Source organism: Blastococcus xanthinilyticus (assembly GCF_008124835.1).
GTDB lineage: Bacteria > Actinomycetota > Actinomycetes > Mycobacteriales > Geodermatophilaceae > Blastococcus > Blastococcus xanthinilyticus.
On record NZ_VNHW01000014.1, the window covers coordinates 19774 to 37992 of the forward strand.

Sequence of the window (18219 nt, forward strand, 5' to 3'; positions counted from 1 at the left end):
CGACGGCGCACCGGCCGCGGGACGCGAACGGGCGCCCCCCGCGATCGCGGAGGGCGCCCGTCCAGGCTTCCCGGTCAGGAGGCGGGGGTGATCCGCCCCTCGCCGCCGAGGGGGTAGTCGGCGGCCGTCACGACGCCGCCGAGGTCCTCGACCAGATAGGTCTCGAGGGCCTCCTGGTAGGTCACCGGCAGGACGGTGAAGGCGACGCCGTCGAACGGGTACCCGTCACCACCGCGGAGCAGGAAGTCGATCGTGGCGACCGAGATGGTGTCCAGCGCACCGGTCGGCGCGCCGTCCTCCACCAGGACGGTCCCGTCGTCCAGGACCAGGTCCACGACCCGGGAACCGACCGGCCGGGTCACGTCGTAGGTGACCCGGTACCCGGCCGCCTGGGCGAACTGCCCGGCCGCGCCCGGCAGGCCCGACAGGCCCCGCTCGACGCCGGCGACGAAGGTCTCCACCGGCATGGCCGGGGCGACGCCGACGAAGTTGGCGAACGGCAGGATCGTGTAGGTGTCCAGCGCCGTGATGTCACCGGCCGGGATCACGGCGGCGTTGCGGATGCCGCCGCCGTTCTGCAGGGCCACGACCGGGGGCGTCAGGCCGAGGGATGCGGCCTCGCGCTGCCCGGCGGCCAGCAGGGCGTCGGTGGCGAGGTTGCCGAGGTTGGTCTCCCGGCTCCGGACGTCGTCGCGGATGCCGTTGAGGTCGACCTCGGAGGTGGCCACGACCTGCTCGGCGAGGTCCGCGACGTACTCCTGCACCGGCTGGACGACGAGCCGGTTCACCCCCTGGTTGGGCGCGACGGCGTCCGGGCCCTGGGCCACGACCGGGATCGGGCGGGACAGGTCGTCGTGCACCTCGACGAGCTCACCGGCCGCGCCGAACGTCACGACCAGACGGCCGACGTAGCTGTAGAGCGCGTTGGTGGTGACGACCGGGACGACCTCGCCGTCGGCGTCGGTCGGGGTCAGCGGGTACGAGCCGTACGCCGTCCCCGCGTCGGGCGCCAGCGGGTCGCCCTCGTCGGCGAGCAGCTCGTGGCCGCCGCCACCGATGATCACGTCGATGCCGCTGAGGTCGGCGGCCAGGGCCACCTCGTTGTCGATGTCCTGCAGGTGCGAGACCAGCACCACCTTGTCGACGCCGGCGGCGGCGAAGGCGGCGGCCTGGGCGTTGGCGATCTCGGCGAGGTCGGGGTCGATCGTGACGCCGCGGGAGCTGGTCAGGCGGGCCAGGTCGGGCGTGGTGAGCCCGATGAAGCCGATCTGCTCGCCGCGCTCGCGCACCACGTGCGAGGTGACGATGGTGCCGTCCTCGACCTGGGCGAGGAGCGTCGGCTCGGCCTCGAAGCCGAGGTTGCTCGACACGATAGTGGTCTGCGGGCGCAGCTGGCCGATCCACTCGGCGAAGAACTCCGGACCGAGGTCGAAGTCGTGGTTGCCGGGGATCGACACGTCGAAGCGGGCGGCGTTGAACGCCGTGACGTCGTAGATCGGACGCCGCGAGTCCTCGCTGGCCGCCAGCTGCGGCCCGGGCAGGAAGTTGTCGCCCGCCGAGACGGTGACGACGCCGCGCTTCTTCGCCATGCCGTCGGTGCGCGGGCCGGTCAGGGCGGCGATCTGCTGCTGCCGGATCAGCTCGACGAAGCGGTCGGCGCCGCCGTAGGTCTCGCCCTCGTCGGTCGTGGTGGGCAGCAGGGCCGACTCGAGGTCGTTGGCGTGCAGCAGCGTCAGGGTGAAGTCGGGCTCCGGGGCCGCGGCGGGCTGGGCGACGGCGGTCCCGGTCAGGGTGCCGCCGGCCAGGGTGGCGGCGGCGACGGTCGCGACGACGGTGCCGCGGCGCAGGTGGTTCAGAGACATGACGCTCCGGGGTCGGTGGGGAGCTTGCCCGGGGAGCGTCACACCGGAAGGTGAACGGCGCGTGACGGGGTGACGATGTGTGACACATCCCACGCCGGACCGTTCCGTCACGTCCACGTCACCTTCCGTAGTGCGACGTGTCACCCGGTCGGATTAACGTTCCGGCGTCTCCCCGTCCGTCCGGAAGGACTCCTCCGTGCTCGTACGCATCGGCAGGCCGCGCGTCCTCGCGCGTCGCACTGCTCTCGGCACCCTCGCCGCCTCCATGGCGGTGGTGGGCCTGCCCGCCTTCGCCTCCGCGGCGCCGCCCACCGCCCCGTTCATCTCCGAGCTCCACTACGACAACGCGGGCACCGATGCCGGTGAGTTCGTCGAGGTGCAGCTCCCGGCGGGCACCAGCTCGGCCGGGCTGTCCGTCGTCCTCTACAACGGGGGCAACGGCGCCACCTACGACACCGACCCGCTCCCGGTGGTGACCGCGCCCGCGGACGCCCCGGCGGTGGCGGTCGTCGAGTACCCGTCGAACGGCATCCAGAACGGTTCGCCGGACGCGGTCGCCCTGGTCCGGGGCACCGAGGTGCTGGAGTTCCTCTCCTACGAGGGCGCCTTCACCGCGACCGGCGGCCCGGCCGCCGGCGTGACCAGCACCGACATCGGCGTGTCGGAGACCGGCAGCGAGCCGGCGGGCCAGTCGCTGTCCCGCAGCTACGACGCCGCCACCGACGCGCTCGTCTGGTCCGGTCCGGCCGCCGCCACCAAGGGCACGGTGAACTCCACCGCCCCCGGGCCGGTGGACCCGCCGCCGGCCGGCGAGGTCTGCGAGACCCCGGTGACGCACGAGATCGGCGACGTCCAGGGCGCCGGCGCGACCACCCCGCTCGCCGGTTCCACGGTCACCGTGCAGGGCGTCGTCGTCGGCGACGTCCCCGGGCTGTCCGGCTTCTACTTGCAGGACGCCGACGGCGACGGTGAGGCCGCCACCTCCGACGGCGTGTTCGTCTTCTCCGACGTCGAGGTCGACCTGGGCGACACGGTCGCGGTGACCGGCGCGGCCGAGGAGTACTTCGAGCAGACCCAGATCAGCGCCGGCGTGAACGCGGGCGTCTGCGCCGACGGCACCGCCGCGGACCTGCCGGCGGCGACCCCGCTGGACCTGCCTGACGACGACGCCGCCCGCGAGCGCCTCGAGGGCATGCGCGTCACCCCGGCCGACACCCTCACCGTCAGCGAGGTCTACGCCCTCACCAGCTACGGCGAGCTCACCCTCTCCGAGGACGGCCTGCTGGTGCAGCCCACCGAGCTGGCCCGGCCCGGCACCCCCGAGGCCGAGGAGATCGCGGCGGAGAACGCGCTGCGCCGGATCGTCCTCGACGACGCGCTCAGCAGCCGGGTCAGCGTGACCACCGCCCCGTACCTGTCGCCGACGACCCCGGTCCGGGTCGGCGACGAGCTCACCTTCACCGAGCCCCTGGTGCTCGGCTACGGGTTCGACGCGTGGCGGCTGCAGCCGGCCGACGGCACCGCCGACGGCGTCTTCGCCCCGCAGAACACCCGCCCGGCCGAGCCGGGCGAGGTCGGTGGCGACGTCCAGCTCGGCGCGTTCAACGTGCTCAACTACTTCCTCACCTTCGGCGGGGTCGGCCGCGGCGCGCCGAACCAGGCCGAGCTCGAGGAGCAGGCCGGCAAGATCGTGCCGGCGATCAACGCCCTGGACGCCGACGTGGTGACGCTGATGGAGATCGAGGACACCGACTCCACCGGCTACACCCCGGGCAACGCCGACACCGCACTGGCCGACCTGGTGCGTCGGCTGAACACCGCGGCGGGCGCCGAGAAGTGGGCGTTCGTGCCGTTCCCGGAGGAGCTGTACGACGTCGACCGCGACGTCATCCGCAACGCGATCATCTACCAGCCTGCCGCCGTCACGCCGGTCGGGGAGTCGGTCGGCCTGGTCGACGAGTCGGTGTGGTCCAACGCCCGTGAGCCGATCGCCCAGACCTTCACCGCCGAGGGCGACGACTTCACGGTGGTCGCCAACCACTTCAAGTCCAAGGGTGGCAGCGGGAGCGGCGACAACGCCGACACCGGGCAGGGCAACTTCAACGGCGACCGGGTGCGGCAGGCGCAGTCGCTGGCGGTCTTCGCCGAGCAGCTGGAGGCATCAACCGGCGACCCGGACGTGGTGCTGATGGGTGACTTCAACGCCTACACCCAGGAGGACCCGATCGAGGTGCTCCGCGGAGAGGGCTACACCGACCTCGGCGAGCGGTTCGACGGGGGCTCGTACAGCTACGTGTTCGACGCGCTGTCCGGCTCGCTGGACCACGCGCTGGCCACCGAGGAGCTGACGGCGAAGGTCACCGACCTGGTGCACTGGAACATCAACTCGGTGGAGTCCTTCGCCTACCAGTACTCCGGTGACCCGGAGCTGTACGCGGCGAACCCCTACCGCTCCAGCGACCACGACCCGCTGCTGCTCGGCATCGACCTGCAGGAGGAGGAGCAGGTCGTCACGCCCGGGATCAACAGCAACGTCAAGGCGCAGGTGATCAACGGCGAGGTGTTCCTGGCCCAGTTCGCCGAGAACACCGGCAACGTCCCGCTGACGATCAAGTTCAACGCGACCGCCGACTTCCCGGCCGGGCAGCCGATCACCCTCGCCCCGGGTGAGCGCAGCTACGTCCTGGTCCCGTCGGGGAAGACCTCGGTCGCGGCGTCCAAGGTCTACGTCAACGTGGTCTACACCGACGCGTCCGGCACCCGCCGGAGCCTGAACCAGGTCGAGGAGTACGCCGCGACGGCGGTCGCCCCGCAGCTGTGCCAGGGCCTCGAGCCGACCATCGTCGGCACCGACGGCGACGACGTGCTGCGCGGCACGAACGGCCGCGACGTGATCATGGGCCTGGGCGGCGACGACACCATCACCGGCCGCAACGGCGAGGACGTCGTCTGCGGCGGCGACGGGAACGACGTCATCGACGGCGACAACGGGGACGACACCCTGCTCGGCGGCGCCGGCGACGACACGCTGCGCGGGAACAACGGCGGCGACACGCTCATCGGCGGCTCGGGCACCGACGTCCTCGAGCAGGGCAGGGGCCGGGGTACCGAGGAGCAGGAGGGCGCCGACTCGTGACCTGACCGCTCCCTGAACGCGCGCCGGCGCGGCACCTCGACGAGGTGCCGCGCCGGTCGCGTCGTGGGGGTCAGTCGCTGTCGATGCCCTCGGCGAGGGTGCGCGCGACGGTCTGCAGCAGGGGGTGGCCCGCCAGGTCCTCGACGGGGACGGGCAGCGGCAGCGACCAGTTCGGCCGGTCGCCCGCACCGGGCATGTTGGGCCGGCGCTGCTCGCCGAGCGCGTCGTCGAGGGTGGCCGAGAGCAGCAGCGAGGGAGCGGTCGCCAGCAGCGCGTGCGCCTGCTCCACCGCCTGCTCGACGGTCGCGTCGTCGGAGAGCCCCGGCAGGTGCGCCAGCAGCGAGTTGCGGCCGCGCTCGAGCTCCTCGTCGGTGCCCGTCCCGTACTCCCGCTGCTCGTCCACGTCGGCCTCGGTCCAGAGCCCGGCCACGGTCGGCAGGTCGTGGGTGGTGATCGCCGCCATCGCCTCGGCCGGCCACTCCCTCGGGTCGTCGTCCTCGAACCAGAGCAGCCGGTAGGAGAGCACCCCGTGCTCGGCCATGGCCTCGCGGACGCCGTCCTCGACCGTGCCCAGGTCCTCGCCGACCACCAGCGCCTGCGCGCGGGAGCTCTCCAGCGCGACGATGTTGAGCAGGTCCTCCGCCGGATAGCGCACGTACGCCCCGTCGGCGGCGCTACCGTCCGCGGGCACCCACCACAGCCGGAACAGACCCATCACGTGGTCGATCCGCAGGCCCCCGGCACCGGCCATGGTGGCGCGGATCGACTGGATGAACGGCTCGTAGTCGGCGTCCCGCAGCCGCCAGGGGATCAGCGGCGGGGAGCCCCAGTCCTGGCCGGCGGAGTTGAACGCGTCCGGCGGGGCGCCGACGCTGACGCCGTCGGCCAGCACCTGCTGCCAGGTCCACGCGTCGGCGCCCCCGCCGGCGAAGCCGATCGGCAGGTCCTGGATGACCGTCATGCCGTCGGTGGCGGCGGTGAACTGCAGCTCCAGCGCCCACTGCAGCCAGGCGTGGAAGGCGACGACCGCACCGTGCTGCTCGGCGTAGGCGGTGACGCCCGGGCCGTCGGGGCGGCGCAGCTCCTCCGGCCAGGTGTGCCAGTCGGCCCCGTGCTCCTCGGCGATCGCCGCCCAGGTGGCCCAGTCCTGCAGGGTCTGCCCCTGCTCCCCGCGCCAGCGGGCGAACGCCTCCCCGCCGCCGTGGGCGAAGAAGATCCGCATGAGCACGTCGCGCTTGCGCGCCCAGATCGCGTCGCGGTCGATGAGCGGACCGTCGGACAGCGCCCGGCCGGCGTCGGCCTCGAGGTCGACGGTGTCGGCGCCGGGCACCTCGTCGACCCGCAGGTAGATGGGGTTGCGGAACCGGCGGGTGGCCGGCAGGTAGGGGCTGGCCTCCTGCTGCGCGATCGGCGCCACCGCGTGCAGCGGGTTGATCAGCACGAACCCGGCGCCCTGGTCGGCGGCCATGCGGCGGACGGTGCGCAGGTCGCCGAGGTCGCCGATGCCCCAGCTGTCCCGGCCGCGGGTGGCGTAGAGCTGCACCGCCCACCCCCAGGCGCGGCCCTCCGGCAGCCAGCAGCGGCCGGGGGAGACGATCAGCCGCCGGCGGTGGCCCTCCGGGGACTGGAGCCAGTGGTAGCCGAGCGGGAAGTCGGCGGGCAGCTCCCCGTCGATGTGCCGGACCTCGCCGTCCTCGCAGACGACGTCGGCCTCGTCGATCTCCAGGGCGTCGCCGGGGCGGGCGACGATCGGCGCCCGGTCGTCCAGGTCGGCGGGGGGCTCGCCGATGACCTCCCGCAGCGTGTCGATCGTCCCCTGGGCCACCTGGTGCTCCTCGTCGAGCGCATCCAGCCAGCTCGCATCGATTCCCCAGTCGTCGGTCGTCGGCGTCGTCGTCACCCCGCGATCCTCGCCGGGGTCGGGGGTGCCCGCAGGTCGGGCGGGCGTGGCGCCGGTCTCCTCCGGCACCCGGCTCACCCCAACGGGGCGGCGCGCCGGCCCGGGGGGTCGGGGAACGGGCGCCGGCTGCCGAAGATGCGGGGACCACGGACGGAGGCGGTAGTGATGGGCGAGGAGCCCGCGCGACGATCGGCCCGGCTGCGGCGGGCCGCGTGCTGGTTGCTCGGCGTCGCCGTCCTCGTGGGCGCGCACGTGGCGGCCGACGGCACCGCGTTCGCCCAGGTGCTCTACGTCCTCGTCGTCGCCGGTGCCGCGGCTCTCGCCTGGGCGGGCATCCGCACCGGGCCGGCCCGGCCCGCCCGCCTGCTCATCGCGGTCGGGCTCACGGCGTCCGCGGTCGGTGACGTGGTCTGGGAGGTGCTGGTCCGGAGCGGCGCCGACGTGGACGTCTCCGTCGCCGACGTCGCCTACCTCGGCGCCTACGTCGCTCTCGCCGCGGCCCTCACCCGCATGGCCGGCAGCCGCGGGCAGACCGCCCGGGGCCGCTTCGACGGGTGGATCGACGCGGTCATCGTCTTCGTCGCCGTGCTGGCGGTCATGTGGGACATCACGGTGGCCGAGACCCTCGCCGACACCTCGCAGCCGCTGGGCGTGCGGCTGGTCTGGGCGCTCTACCCGGCCCTGGACGCCGCCCTGATCGCCCTGGTGTTCCGGGTGATGTCGGGCAGCCGGCGCCGGGACCCCGCCGCCCTCGTCGTCGCCGCGGGAGCCGCCTGCTGGCTGGCCTCGGACCTCGCCTACATGTTCGCCCCGGATCCGGAGGTCGTCCCGTCGCTGCTGTCGACCGGGTGGATGCTCGGGGCCGGCCTGCTCGCCGTGGCCGCCCGTCCGTGGGCGCACCGCGACGCGGCAGCGACCGGGGTGCGGGAGCAGGCCGGCCGGGCCCGGCTGGCCGTGTGCCTCGGGGCGCTGCTCGTCCCGGGCGCGCTCGACCTGGTGCACGACCTGACCGGCCGGGAGCAGACCCCGCTGTCGCTGTTCGGCGCCACCTCCGTCCTGGTGCTGCTGGTCTTCCTCCGCACGGCGCGGCTGCTCCGGGCCGAGGCGGAGGCCCGGGAGCTGGTCCGCGCGCAGGCGCGGCGCAACGCGGCCCTGGCCGCGCACTCCTCCGACGCGGTGCTGGTGATCGACCGGTCGGGCCGGCTGCTCGGCGACCCGACGCCGCTGGCGACGCTGCTGGGCGTGGAGCTGTCCGCCGACCCCGCCGAGGGCGAGCTGGTGCGCGGCGCCGGGCTCGATCCGCAAGCGGCGCGCGCGGTCTTCGCCGAGGCCGTGGCCGCCGGGGGAGCGGTCGTGAGCGCCGAGCTGCCCCGGCGCTGGCGGGGGCAGGAGCTGTGGGTGGGCGTCCGGCTGGTCGACCTGTCCGCCGACCCGGACGTCGGGGGAGTGGTGATCCACGCCACCGACATCACCGAGCGGAAGCGGGCCGAGCAGAGCCTGGCCCACCAGGCCTTCCACGACGGCCTCACCGGCCTGGCCAACCGCGCCCTGTTCGCCGAGCGCGTCGAGCAGGCGCTCCGGCACAACGCGCGGCACGGCGACACCGCCGCCGTCGTCTACATCGATCTCGACGGCTTCAAGGCCGTCAACGACAGCCTCGGCCACCAGGCCGGCGACCTCCTCCTGCAGCAGGTGGCGCGCCGGCTGGCCACCACGGTCCGGGCCGGCGACACGCTGGCCCGGCTGGGCGGTGACGAGTTCGCCGTTCTGCTGGAGCAGGTCGACGACGTCGCCGAGGTGACCGCGGCCGGCGACCGGATGCTCGCCGAGCTGCGCCGGCCGGTGCGGATCGGCCGCCAGTCGGTGACCGTCTCCGGCAGCGTGGGCATCGCGGTCAGCGACGCGGACGCGACCGGCGACTCGCTGGTGCGCGACGCGGACATCGCCATGTACGCGGCGAAGACCTCCGGCCGCGGGCGGGTGGCCGTGTTCGACCCGGCGATGCGGGCGGCGGTCGTGGAGCGGCGGGCGCTGGAGGCGGAGCTGCAGGGTGCGCTGGCCGGGGACGAGCTGCGGCTGGTCTACCATCCCGTCGTCGACCTCGCCGACGGCCGGGTGGTCGGGTTCGAGGCGCTGCTGCGCTGGCACTCCCCGGTGCTCGGCCCCATCCCGCCCGACCGCTTCATCCCGGTCGCCGAGGACCTCGACCTGATCGGCGAGATCGGCGCCTGGGTGCTGCGCGAGGCGTGCTCGGCCGCCGCGGGCTGGCGCAGCCGGTACCCCGGGGCCGGGCTGACCATGGCGGTCAACGTGTCGGCGGTGCAGCTGGCCTCGCCGGACCTGGTCCGGCAGATCGCCGGGGCGCTGGCGTCCAGCGGGCTGCCCGCCGGGGCGCTCGTGCTCGAGGTGACCGAGACGGCCCTGGTGCGCGATCCCGAGGGGGCGGCGGAGCAGCTCGCCGCGCTGCGGGCCCTGGGCGTGCGCCTGGCGCTTGACGACTTCGGCACCGGCTACTCGTCGCTGAGCTACCTGCGGCAGTTCACCGTCGACGTGCTCAAGATCGACCGGTCGTTCATCGCCACCATCGACGGCGCCGAGCTGCCCCCGATCGTGCGCGGGCTGGTCGAGCTCGGCCGCACCCTGGACCTGGAGATCGTGGCGGAGGGCGTCGAGGACGAGCGCCAGCGGGACCTCCTGCGCGACGCCCGGTGCGAGTTCGCGCAGGGGTACCTGTTCGCCGCGCCGCTGTCGGCCACCGACGCCGAGCTGCTCCTGCTCGGCCGCACCGTCCCGGCGCCGTCGGGTGAGGGCACCCCCGCCTGAGCTGCGGTCCTGCCCGGTCCGCCTGGCCGGGCGGCGCCGGCTCCGGTAGGCAGACGCCATGCCGGTGATCGGATTCCACAACTCCCACGAGCAGGTGCACCCTGCGGCGCTGCTGGACGCCGTCCGGCACGCCGAGGAGGTGGGCTTCACCGCGGCGATGTGCTCGGACCACCTCACCCCCTGGAACCCCCGGCAGGGGGAGTCGGGGTTCGCCTGGTCCTGGCTGGGCGCGGCGATGGCGACGACGTCGCTGCCGTTCGGTGCCGTGAACGCGCCCGGCCAGCGCTACCACCCGGTGATCGTGGCGCAGGCCATCGCCACCCTCGGGGCGATGTTCCCGGGGCGGTTCTGGGTGGCGCTCGGCAGCGGCGAGGCCATGAACGAGCACGTCACCGGCGACAAGTGGCCGCGCAAGGACGTGCGCGACGCCCGGCTGCTCGAGTGCGTGGCGGTCATCCGCGCCCTGCTGGCCGGCGAGGAGGTCAGCCACGACGGGCTGGTCACCGTGGACCGCGCCAAGGTCTACACGCTGCCCGAGCGCCAGCCGGCGCTCATCGCCCCGGCGGTGAGCGTGGCCACCGCCCGGAACGGCGCCGCCTGGGCCGACGGCCTGGTGACGATCAACCAGCCGCACGACAAGCTGCGCGAGATGATCGTTGCCTACCGGGACGCCGGGGGGCGGGGGACCCTGGCGCTGCAGGTGCACGTCTCCTGGGACCCCGACCCGGACCGGGCGCTGGCGATCGCGCACGACCAGTGGCGCAGCAACGTCTTCCCGCCCCCACTGTGCTGGGACCTCGACAGCCCGGAGGCCTTCGAGCAGGCCAGCGCGCACGTGACCCCGGAGGGCGTGACCGGCGCGGTGCGGGTGTCGGCCGACCTGGGCCAGCACACCGCCTGGCTCCAGGAGTACCTCGACCTGGGGTTCGAGCACATCTACCTGCACCACGTCGGTGTCGAGCAGCGCCCGTTCCTGGACGCCTTCGGCGAGCGCGTGCTGCCCCAGCTCGGCGTCACGGCGCCGGCGCCGGCCGTGGCGGTGGACCGGTGAGGATCACCGACACCGCCGACCTGTGGTGGAAGAACGCGGTCGTCTACTGCCTCGACGTCGAGACCTACCTGGACTGGGACGGCGACGGCGTCGGCGACTTCCCCGGGCTCGCGCAGCGGATCGACCACCTCGCCGACCTCGGCGTCACCTGCCTGTGGCTGATGCCCTTCTACCCGACCTGCGAGCGCGACGACGGCTACGACATCACCGACTTCTACGCCGTCGACCCGCGGCTGGGCAGCCTCGGCGACCTGGTCGAGGTGATCCGCACGGCGAACGACCGGGGGATGCGCGTCATCGCCGACCTGGTGGTCAACCACACGTCGGTCCAGCACCCCTGGTTCGAGTCGGCGAGGGCGAGCCGGGAGTCGCCGTTCCACGACTTCTACGTGTGGCGCGACGACGAGCCGCCGGACACCTCCGAGCAGGTCGTCTTCCCCGACCAGGAGGACAGCATCTGGACGTTCAACGAGCCGACCGGGCAGTGGTACCTGCACCGCTTCTACAAGGAGCAGCCCGACCTCAACGTGGCCAACCCGCGGGTGCGCGACGAGGTCGCCAAGCTGATGGGCTTCTGGCTGCAGCTCGGGCTGTCGGGCTTCCGCGTGGACGCGGTGCCGTTCTTCCTCGAGACCCAGCCGGGCGCCGACGAGGCGCTGCCCGAGCCGCACGAGTACCTCCGCTCGCTGCGCTCGTTCCTGGGCCGCCGCGTCGGCGACGGCGTCCTGCTCGGCGAGGTGAACCTGCCGTTCGAGCAGCAGCTGGAGTTCTTCGGGGGCGCCGAGGGCGACGAGCTGACCATGCAGTTCGACTTCAACGGCATGCAGGCCCTCTACCTCTCGCTCGCCCGCGCCGACGCCGGGCCGCTGGCCGCCTCGCTGGGGCAGCGTCCGGAGCTGCACCCGGACTCGCAGTGGGCCACCTTCGTGCGCAACCACGACGAGCTCACCCTGGACAAGCTCGGCGACGACGAGCGGGCCGAGGTCTTCGCCGCGTTCGGGCCCGAGGAGCGGATGCAGGTCTACGGCCGCGGCCTCCGGCGCCGGCTGCCGCCGATGCTGGAGGGCGATCCGCGCCGGATCCGGATGGTCTACAGCCTGCTCTTCTCGCTGCCGGGCACCCCGGTGCTCTTCTACGGCGAGGAGATCGGGATGGGGGAGGACCTCGACGCCGAGGGACGCCTCGCCGTCCGGACCCCGATGCAGTGGACCTCGGGGCGCAACGGTGGCTTCTCGACCGCGGATCCCGAGGACCTGCCCGGCCCGGTCGTGGACGGCGGCTTCGCGCCCGAGTTCGTCAACGTCGCCGACCAGCGGCGCGACCCCGACTCGCTGCTGTCGTTCATGAAGTTGCTGATCCGCCGCTACCGGGAGTCGCCGGAGCTGGGCTGGGGCAGCTTCGCGGTGCTCGAGCAGCCCCACGACGCGGTGCTGGCGCACTGCTGCGTCTGGGACGACGGCACGCTGGTGGCCGTGCACAACCTCGCCTCGGAGCCGCGGTCGGTGCCGCTGCGGCTGCCCGACCTCGGCGGGGCCGTGCTGCACGACCTGCTGCAGGACGGCGCCTGCCCGGTGGCCGACGACGGCTCGGTCGAGGTGGCGCTGGAGGGCTACGGCCACCGCTGGCTGCGCGCGGTGCGGGAGGGCAGCCGCCGGCTGCCCTGAGACCAGCAGACCCGATCCGGGAGATCTCGTGCCGTCGTTGCAGCTGGACCTGCCGCTCCGCCTGGACGCCGGCGCCAAGCGGGCCCTCGCCCGCGAGCTCGGCGCGGTCTACGCGGAGGTGATGCAGGTCCGGCCCGAGCTGATCACCGTCGCGATCCACGACCTCGGGCCCGGCGGGGTGTGGCGGTGCGGTTCGGGCGAGCCCGAGCCGGCGGCGCTGGTGATGTGCGACGTGCGCGCCGGGCGGCCGGTGGCGACTCGGGAACGGCTGGCCCGCGGGATCGTCGAGGTGTGCGCCCGGGCCTGCGGGCTCGAGGAGGGCCGCCTCAAGGTGGAGTTCACCCAGCACAGCGGTGACGAGATGTTCCACCCGCAGCTGGGCGGGTTCGCCCCCGACTGGGCGCCCGGCGGCGGGGCGACCGCCTGACCGCCCCCGGACGTCAGGCCAGGACGTCGCGGAGGACCGGGCCGAGGGACGCCTTCTGCTCCAGGCCGATGCCGGGTGCGTCCGGCAGCCGCACGTGGCCGTCCTCGATCGGGTACCCGTCGGCGAACCCGCCGAAGGGCTCGAAGATGCCGGGGTAGGACTCGCAGCCGTGCAGGTGGAAGGCCGAGGCGAGGGAGAGGTTGAACTGGTGCCCCCCGTGCGGCACGCAGCGGTCGGGGTTCCAGCCGGAGTCGAACAGCATCGTCACGGTCCGCCGGAACTCGGTCGCGCCGTAGCTCAGCGCCGGGTCCATCTGCAGGATGTCGCGGTCGGGCCGGAGCCCGCCGTAGCGGACGAGGTTCCGGGCCTCCTGGAAGGACATCAGGTTCTCGCCGGTCGCCAGCGGGCCCGGGTAGCGCTCCGCCAGCGCGCGCAGCTCCTCGAAGTCCAGCGGGTCGCCGGCCTCCTCGTACCAGCGCAGCGGGTACGCGCGCAGCGCGTCGGCGTAGGCCAGCGCCTGCTCGAGGTCGAAGCGCCCGTTGGCGTCCACCGCGAGGTCGCAGCCGTCCGGCAGCACGTCCAGCACGGCCTCGATGCGCCGCAGGTCCTCCGCCAGCGGGGCGCCGCCGATCTTCATCTTCACCGTGCGGTAGCCCAGGTCCAGGTAGCCGCGCATCTCCGCCTGCAGGGCATCGATCCCGCGCCCGGGGTAGTAGTAGCCGCCGGCGGCGTAGACCCAGACCCGCTCCGCGGGGGTGGCCGGCGTGCGCGGGTCGCGGGCGCGCTCGCTGAGCAGCCGGTTGAGCGGGACGCCGGCGAGTTTGGCGGCGAGGTCCCAGGCGGCCATGTCGAGGATCCCCATGGCGACCCCGCGGTCGCCGTGGCCGCCGGGCTTCTCGTCGGTCATGGCGGCCCGCCAGATCAGCTCCGGGTCCAGGTCGCCGTGCGCACCGATCAGGCCGGCCGGCTCGGCCGCCAGCACCCGGGGGATGATCCGCTCGCGCAGCAGGCCGCCCTGGGCGTACCGCCCGTTGGAGTTGAAGCCGTACCCGATCACCGGTTCGCCGTCGCGGACCTCGTCGGTGACGAGCGCCAGGACGCTGACGGTCATCTTCGAGAAGTTGATGAAGGCGTTGGACATGTCCGCCTGGATGGGGACGGTCTTCTCGCGGATGTCGACGATGCGCACGGGCCCGGCCTCTCTGACGACGGCGGTGTCCACGATGCGGCCTGCCCCGACGGCGCCGGGGGATTCGTTCATTTCGTTCCCGGACCCGGCGCGCCTGGGTGACTCACGTCACCTCCGGGGCGGGCACACTGGCCGCGTGCGCAGGCCCGGGTTCCCGCTGCGGCGCCGCTCCAGGCCGACCAGCCTGGCGCGCCAGCTGCTGCTCCTCCAAGGTCTGGTCGTCGCCGTCATCGTGCTCACGGCGACGGCCGTCGCCTACGTCAACGCCCACCGCACGGCGCAGCACGACGCCGAGGTGCAGGCGACCGCCATCGTCGCCGCGCTCACCACCTCGCCGCTGGTCGCCGAGGCGGTGACCGGCCCTCGGCCGACCGAGGTGCTGCAGCCGTACGTGGAGGCGGTGCGCCGGGAGACCGGGACGTCGTTCATCACCGTGTTCGCCCCCGACCGGACGCGCTTCACCCACCCCGATCCCGCGCAGATCGGCCGCTCGTTCATCGGCACGATCGAGCCGGCGCTGGCCGGCCGGACCTTCACCGAGACCTACACCGGCACGCTGGGCCCGTCGGTGCGGGCGACGGGGCCGATCGTCGGCCGGGACGGCGAGGTGGTCGGGCTGGTCTCGGCGGGGATCACCCTGGACGCGATCGGGGTGGACCTGGCCCGGTCGCTGCCCGGCATCGTCGGCGTCGGCCTGGTCACCCTGGCGGTGGGCAGCACGGGCAGCTGGCTGATCAGCCGGCGGCTGCGGCGGCAGACCCGCGGGCTGGGCGCCCCCGTCCTCGCCCGGATGCTCGACTACTACGAGGCCGTCCTGCACGCGGTGCGCGAGGGGCTGATGCTCGTCGACGGGGAGCAGCGGGTGCAGCTGGTCAACGACGAGGCCCGCCGCCTGCTCTCCCTCGACGTCGACCCGACCGGCCGGCACGTCGGCGAGCTGGGGCTGTCCGCGGACCTCGCCGAGACGCTGTGCCGGCAGCGGCAGACCGTCGACGAGGTGCACGTGAGCGGCGGCCGGGTGCTGGTGGTCAACCAGGTGCACGCGCATGCGGAGGGGAGCTCGGCCGGCGTCGTGGTGACCCTGCGCGACCACACCGAGCTGCAGGCGCTCACCGGCGAGCTGGACAGCGTGCGCGCGTTCGCCGAGTCGCTGCGGGCCCAGGCGCACGAGGCCGGCAACCGGCTGCACACCACGGTGTCGCTGATCGAGCTCGGCCGGGGGCAGGACGCCGTGGAGTTCGCCACCGCCGAGCTCGCCTCGGCCCAGCGGCTGACCGACCGCGTGGTCGACGCGGTGGAGGAGCCGGTGCTCGCCGCGCTGCTGCTGGGCAAGTCGGCCACCGCCCACGAGCGGGGCGTGCGGCTGGAGATCGACCCGGGCACCGCCGTCTCGGCCACCGGCATCCCCAGCGGCGAGCTGGTGACGATCGTGGGCAACCTGCTCGACAACGCCATCGACGCCGCGCTCGCCGGCGCTCCGCCGCGCGAGGTGCAGTTCGCCGCCTGGGTGGACGGCGACCGGCTCGAGATCCGGGTGGAGGACAGCGGCCCCGGCCTGACCGAGCAGCAGGTGCCGCGGGTGTTCGACCGGGGGTGGACGACGAAGGACGCCGGCGAGGTGCCCTCCGCTGGTGCCGGCCGGGGTCTCGGGCTGGCGCTCGTCGCCCAGGCGGTCCGGCGCAACGGCGGCTCGGTCGCCGTGCGCCCGGGCCCGGGGGCGCAGTTCGCCGTGTCGCTGCCGGTCCGCACCGTCGTGGCGGCCGTCCCGTGATCCGGGTGCTGGTGGTCGAGGACGAGCCGGTCGCCGCCGAGGCGCACCGCACCTACGTCGACCGCACGCCGGGTTTCTGCACCGCGGCCGTGGCCGCCACCGGGGCGCGGGCGCTGGACGCGCTGGCGCGCACGCCGGTGGACCTCGTGCTGCTGGACATGCACCTCCCCGACACGCACGGCGTCGAGCTGTGCCGACGGATCCGGTCGGCCCGCGTCGACGTCGACGTCCTCGCCGTCACCTCGGCCCGGGAGCTGTCGACCGTCCGTGCCGCCGCTGCCCTCGGGGTGGTCGGCTACCTGCTCAAGCCCTTCACCTACGCGGCGCTGCACGACCGGCTGGTCGCCTACGCCGACTACCGCGACCGGCTCTCCGCGGACGGCGACGCGACCGGGCAGGAGGACGTCGACCGGGCGCTGGAAGGGCCGCGCCCCCAGCGGCAGGCCACCCTGCCGAAGGGCATGCACCCGCAGACCCTCGACGCCGTGGTGGCCGCCCTGCGCAGGGGCGAGGGGCTGTCCGCCGCCGAGACCGCCGCCGGGACGGGCACCTCCCGGATCACCGCCCGCCGGTACCTCGAGTACCTGGCCGAGACCGGCCTGGCCACGCGCACGCCGCGCTACGGCGGCGCCGGCCGGCCGGAGACGGAGTACCGCTGGCGGTGACGTGGGCCGGGCCGTGGGCCCCGTGACCAGAATGGACGAAATATGGTCCACATCACATCTGGTGGTGCAGGGTGTGCCCGTCCGGAGCCGGTCCGCGATCCCCGAAGGGTTCGATCCATGTCCCTGCACCACCGTGACACCGTCGTCGCGCGCCCACGCTCGGCTCGGCACGCCCTCGGCCGGAGCTCCCGCCTGGCCGGCCTCGCCGCCGCCTCCCTGGTCCTCGCCGCCTGCGGCGGCGGGGGCGGTGGTGGCGGCGAGGAGGACCCGGCGGCCGCCGAGGCCTTCCCGGAGGACGACATCACCTTCGTCGTGCCGTTCTCGGCCGGAGGGCCGACCGACACGGTGACCCGCCTGGTCGCCGAGCCGATCGCCGAGGAACTCGGCGGCACCGTCGTCGTCCAGAACGTCGAGGGCGCCGGCGGCACCATCGCCGCCGGTGAGGTCGCCGCGGCCAACCCCGACGGCTACACGGTGCTGATGCACCACATCGGCATGTCCACCGCGCCGTCGCTGTACCCGGACCTGCCCTATGCGCCGCTCGAGGACTTCGAGCCGCTGGGCCTGGTCACCCAGGTGCCGATGACGATCGTCGCGCGGAACGACTTCGAGCCGCAGACCATGGAGGAGCTGGTCGAGTACGTCGAGCAGAACGCGGCCGACATCACCCTGGCCAACGCCGGCATCGGCGCCGCGTCGCACCTGTGCGGGCTGCTGCTGCAGGAGGCGCTCGGGGTGGAGCTCACCGAGGTGCCCTACGAGGGCACCGGCCCGGCGCTCCAGGACCTGGTCGCCGGCGAGGTGGACCTGATGTGCGACCAGACGACCAACACCACCGGGCAGATCCAGGGCGGGCAGATCAAGGCCTACGCCGTCACCACGCCCGAGCGGGTCGAGACCCTCCCCGATCTGCCGACCACGGAGGAGGCCGGGCTCGAGGAGCTCCAGGTCGGCGTCTGGCACGGCTTCTACGTCCCGACCGGGACGCCGGAGGGCATCCGCGAGAAGCTCTCCGCCGCGATCCTCGCGTCCCTCGAGGACGAGAACGTGGTCAGCCAGCTCGGTGAGCTCGGCGCCGCTCCGTTCAGCCAGGAGGAGGCCACCCCGGAAGCGCACCGCCAGCTCCTCGAGGACCAGATCGAGCTCTGGCAGCCGATCATCGAGGAGGCCGGCGTCGCGGCGGACTGACCAGCGGACCGACCACCGATGACGGTGGGGCGGCGCGCCGGCCGCCCCACCGTCCTCCTCGACCCGTGAGGACCTGCTTGTGAAGATGCACGGTGCGCGCAAGGACCTGCTCGCGGGCGCGGTGTTCGTCGGCTTCGGGCTGGCGTTCGCCATCACCGCCAGCACCTACGAGGTCGGCAGCGCCCTGCGCATGGGGCCGGGCTACTTCCCCCTCGTGCTGGGCAGCCTGCTGGTGCTGCTCGGCATCGCCATCGCGGTCAAGGCGTTCGTCGCCGGCGAGGGCGACGACCTCGGGCCGGTGCCGTGGAAGGCCGGCGCGCTGATCGTGGCCGCCCTGCTCTTCTTCGGCTACACCGTGCGCGGCCTGGGCCTGGTGCCCTCGCTGCTGGTGACGGTGTTCCTGACGGCGATGGCGGGGCGCAACGCCCGCGTGATCCCGTCCGCGGTGATCGCGGTGTCCCTGACGGCCCTGAGCATCCTGATCTTCGTCATCGCGCTGCAGCTCCGCCTGCCCTACGTCGGCCCCTGGCTGGAGGGCTGACC

The 18219-nt window shown here is 74.0% G+C and carries 12 protein-coding genes; 9 read left to right on the plus strand and 3 right to left on the minus strand.

What is annotated here, in order from left to right:
• Positions 1-74: 74 nt before the first annotated feature.
• Complete coding sequence (locus BD833_RS18490) at positions 75-1862, minus strand: bifunctional metallophosphatase/5'-nucleotidase (protein WP_166534626.1); 1788 nt, start codon at positions 1860-1862, stop codon at positions 75-77.
• Positions 1863-2058: 196 nt separating this feature from the next.
• Here BD833_RS18490 and BD833_RS18495 point away from each other — a divergent pair, with 196 nt between their 5' ends.
• Complete coding sequence (locus tag BD833_RS18495; RefSeq protein ID WP_243737789.1) at positions 2059-4998, plus strand: ExeM/NucH family extracellular endonuclease; 2940 nt, start codon at positions 2059-2061, stop codon at positions 4996-4998.
• A 70-nt stretch (positions 4999-5068) separates the two neighbouring features.
• Here BD833_RS18495 and malQ read toward each other — a convergent pair whose 3' ends face one another.
• Positions 5069-6898, minus strand: coding sequence for a 4-alpha-glucanotransferase (malQ, locus tag BD833_RS18500; protein WP_166534627.1), 1830 nt, complete (start codon positions 6896-6898; stop codon positions 5069-5071).
• A gap of 165 nt (positions 6899-7063) precedes the next feature.
• Here malQ and BD833_RS18505 point away from each other — a divergent pair, with 165 nt between their 5' ends.
• From BD833_RS18505 to BD833_RS18520, 4 genes are read left to right on the plus strand one after another with little or no spacing between them, the layout of a single operon-like run.
• Positions 7064-9721, plus strand: coding sequence for a putative bifunctional diguanylate cyclase/phosphodiesterase (locus BD833_RS18505; protein ID WP_166534628.1), 2658 nt, complete (start codon positions 7064-7066; stop codon positions 9719-9721).
• Between the two features lie 58 nt (positions 9722-9779).
• On the plus strand, positions 9780-10772 hold the full coding sequence (locus BD833_RS18510) for a TIGR03885 family FMN-dependent LLM class oxidoreductase (protein ID WP_166534629.1): 993 nt from the start codon (positions 9780-9782) through the stop codon (positions 10770-10772).
• Positions 10769-12436 carry an alpha-amylase family protein gene (locus BD833_RS18515; RefSeq protein ID WP_166534630.1) on the plus strand — a complete coding sequence of 556 codons (1668 nt, stop codon included), beginning with the start codon at positions 10769-10771 and terminating at the stop codon, positions 12434-12436. The genes BD833_RS18510 and BD833_RS18515 overlap by 4 nt, the downstream gene beginning before the upstream one ends.
• A gap of 28 nt (positions 12437-12464) precedes the next feature.
• Positions 12465-12863, plus strand: a complete 399-nt coding sequence (locus tag BD833_RS18520) for a tautomerase family protein (protein ID WP_166534631.1) — start codon at positions 12465-12467, stop codon at positions 12861-12863.
• A 13-nt stretch (positions 12864-12876) separates the two neighbouring features.
• Here the strand turns inward: BD833_RS18520 and BD833_RS18525 are convergent, their stop codons facing one another.
• Positions 12877-14124: a mandelate racemase/muconate lactonizing enzyme family protein gene (locus tag BD833_RS18525; RefSeq protein WP_208092759.1), complete on the minus strand. Its 1248-nt coding sequence runs from the start codon at positions 14122-14124 to the stop codon at positions 12877-12879.
• A gap of 64 nt (positions 14125-14188) precedes the next feature.
• Between BD833_RS18525 and BD833_RS18530 the strand changes: the two genes are divergently transcribed.
• From BD833_RS18530 to BD833_RS18545, 4 genes are all read left to right on the plus strand, one after another.
• The gene (locus BD833_RS18530; RefSeq protein ID WP_208092760.1) at positions 14189-15823 is read left to right on the plus strand and encodes a sensor histidine kinase; all 1635 of its coding nucleotides are present in this window, start codon (positions 14189-14191) and stop codon (positions 15821-15823) included.
• A complete protein-coding gene (locus BD833_RS18535) occupies positions 15820-16488 on the plus strand; it encodes a response regulator (protein WP_166534632.1) in 669 nt (222 codons plus the stop codon). The genes BD833_RS18530 and BD833_RS18535 overlap by 4 nt, the downstream gene beginning before the upstream one ends.
• A gap of 117 nt (positions 16489-16605) precedes the next feature.
• Entirely contained in the window at positions 16606-17676 is a 1071-nt protein-coding gene (locus BD833_RS18540; protein WP_166534633.1) for a tripartite tricarboxylate transporter substrate-binding protein, read from the plus strand.
• 85 nt (positions 17677-17761) lie between these two features.
• A complete protein-coding gene (locus tag BD833_RS18545; RefSeq protein ID WP_243737797.1) occupies positions 17762-18217 on the plus strand; it encodes a tripartite tricarboxylate transporter TctB family protein in 456 nt (151 codons plus the stop codon).
• The last annotated feature ends 2 nt before the right edge of the window (positions 18218-18219 follow it).

Bases quoted from the DNA above. Each gene is read 5' to 3' on its own strand.
- BD833_RS18510 (WP_166534629.1), top strand. From the start codon at position 9,780: ATGCCGGTGATCGGATTCCACAACTCCCACGAGCAGGTGCACCCTGCG.
- BD833_RS18545 (WP_243737797.1), top strand. From the start codon at position 17,762: ATGCACGGTGCGCGCAAGGACCTGCTCGCGGGCGCGGTGTTCGTCGGC.
- BD833_RS18505 (WP_166534628.1), top strand. From the start codon at position 7,064: ATGGGCGAGGAGCCCGCGCGACGATCGGCCCGGCTGCGGCGGGCCGCG.
- BD833_RS18525 (WP_208092759.1), bottom strand. From the start codon at position 14,124: ATGAACGAATCCCCCGGCGCCGTCGGGGCAGGCCGCATCGTGGACACC.
- BD833_RS18490 (WP_166534626.1), bottom strand. From the start codon at position 1,862: ATGTCTCTGAACCACCTGCGCCGCGGCACCGTCGTCGCGACCGTCGCC.
- BD833_RS18540 (WP_166534633.1), top strand. From the start codon at position 16,606: ATGTCCCTGCACCACCGTGACACCGTCGTCGCGCGCCCACGCTCGGCT.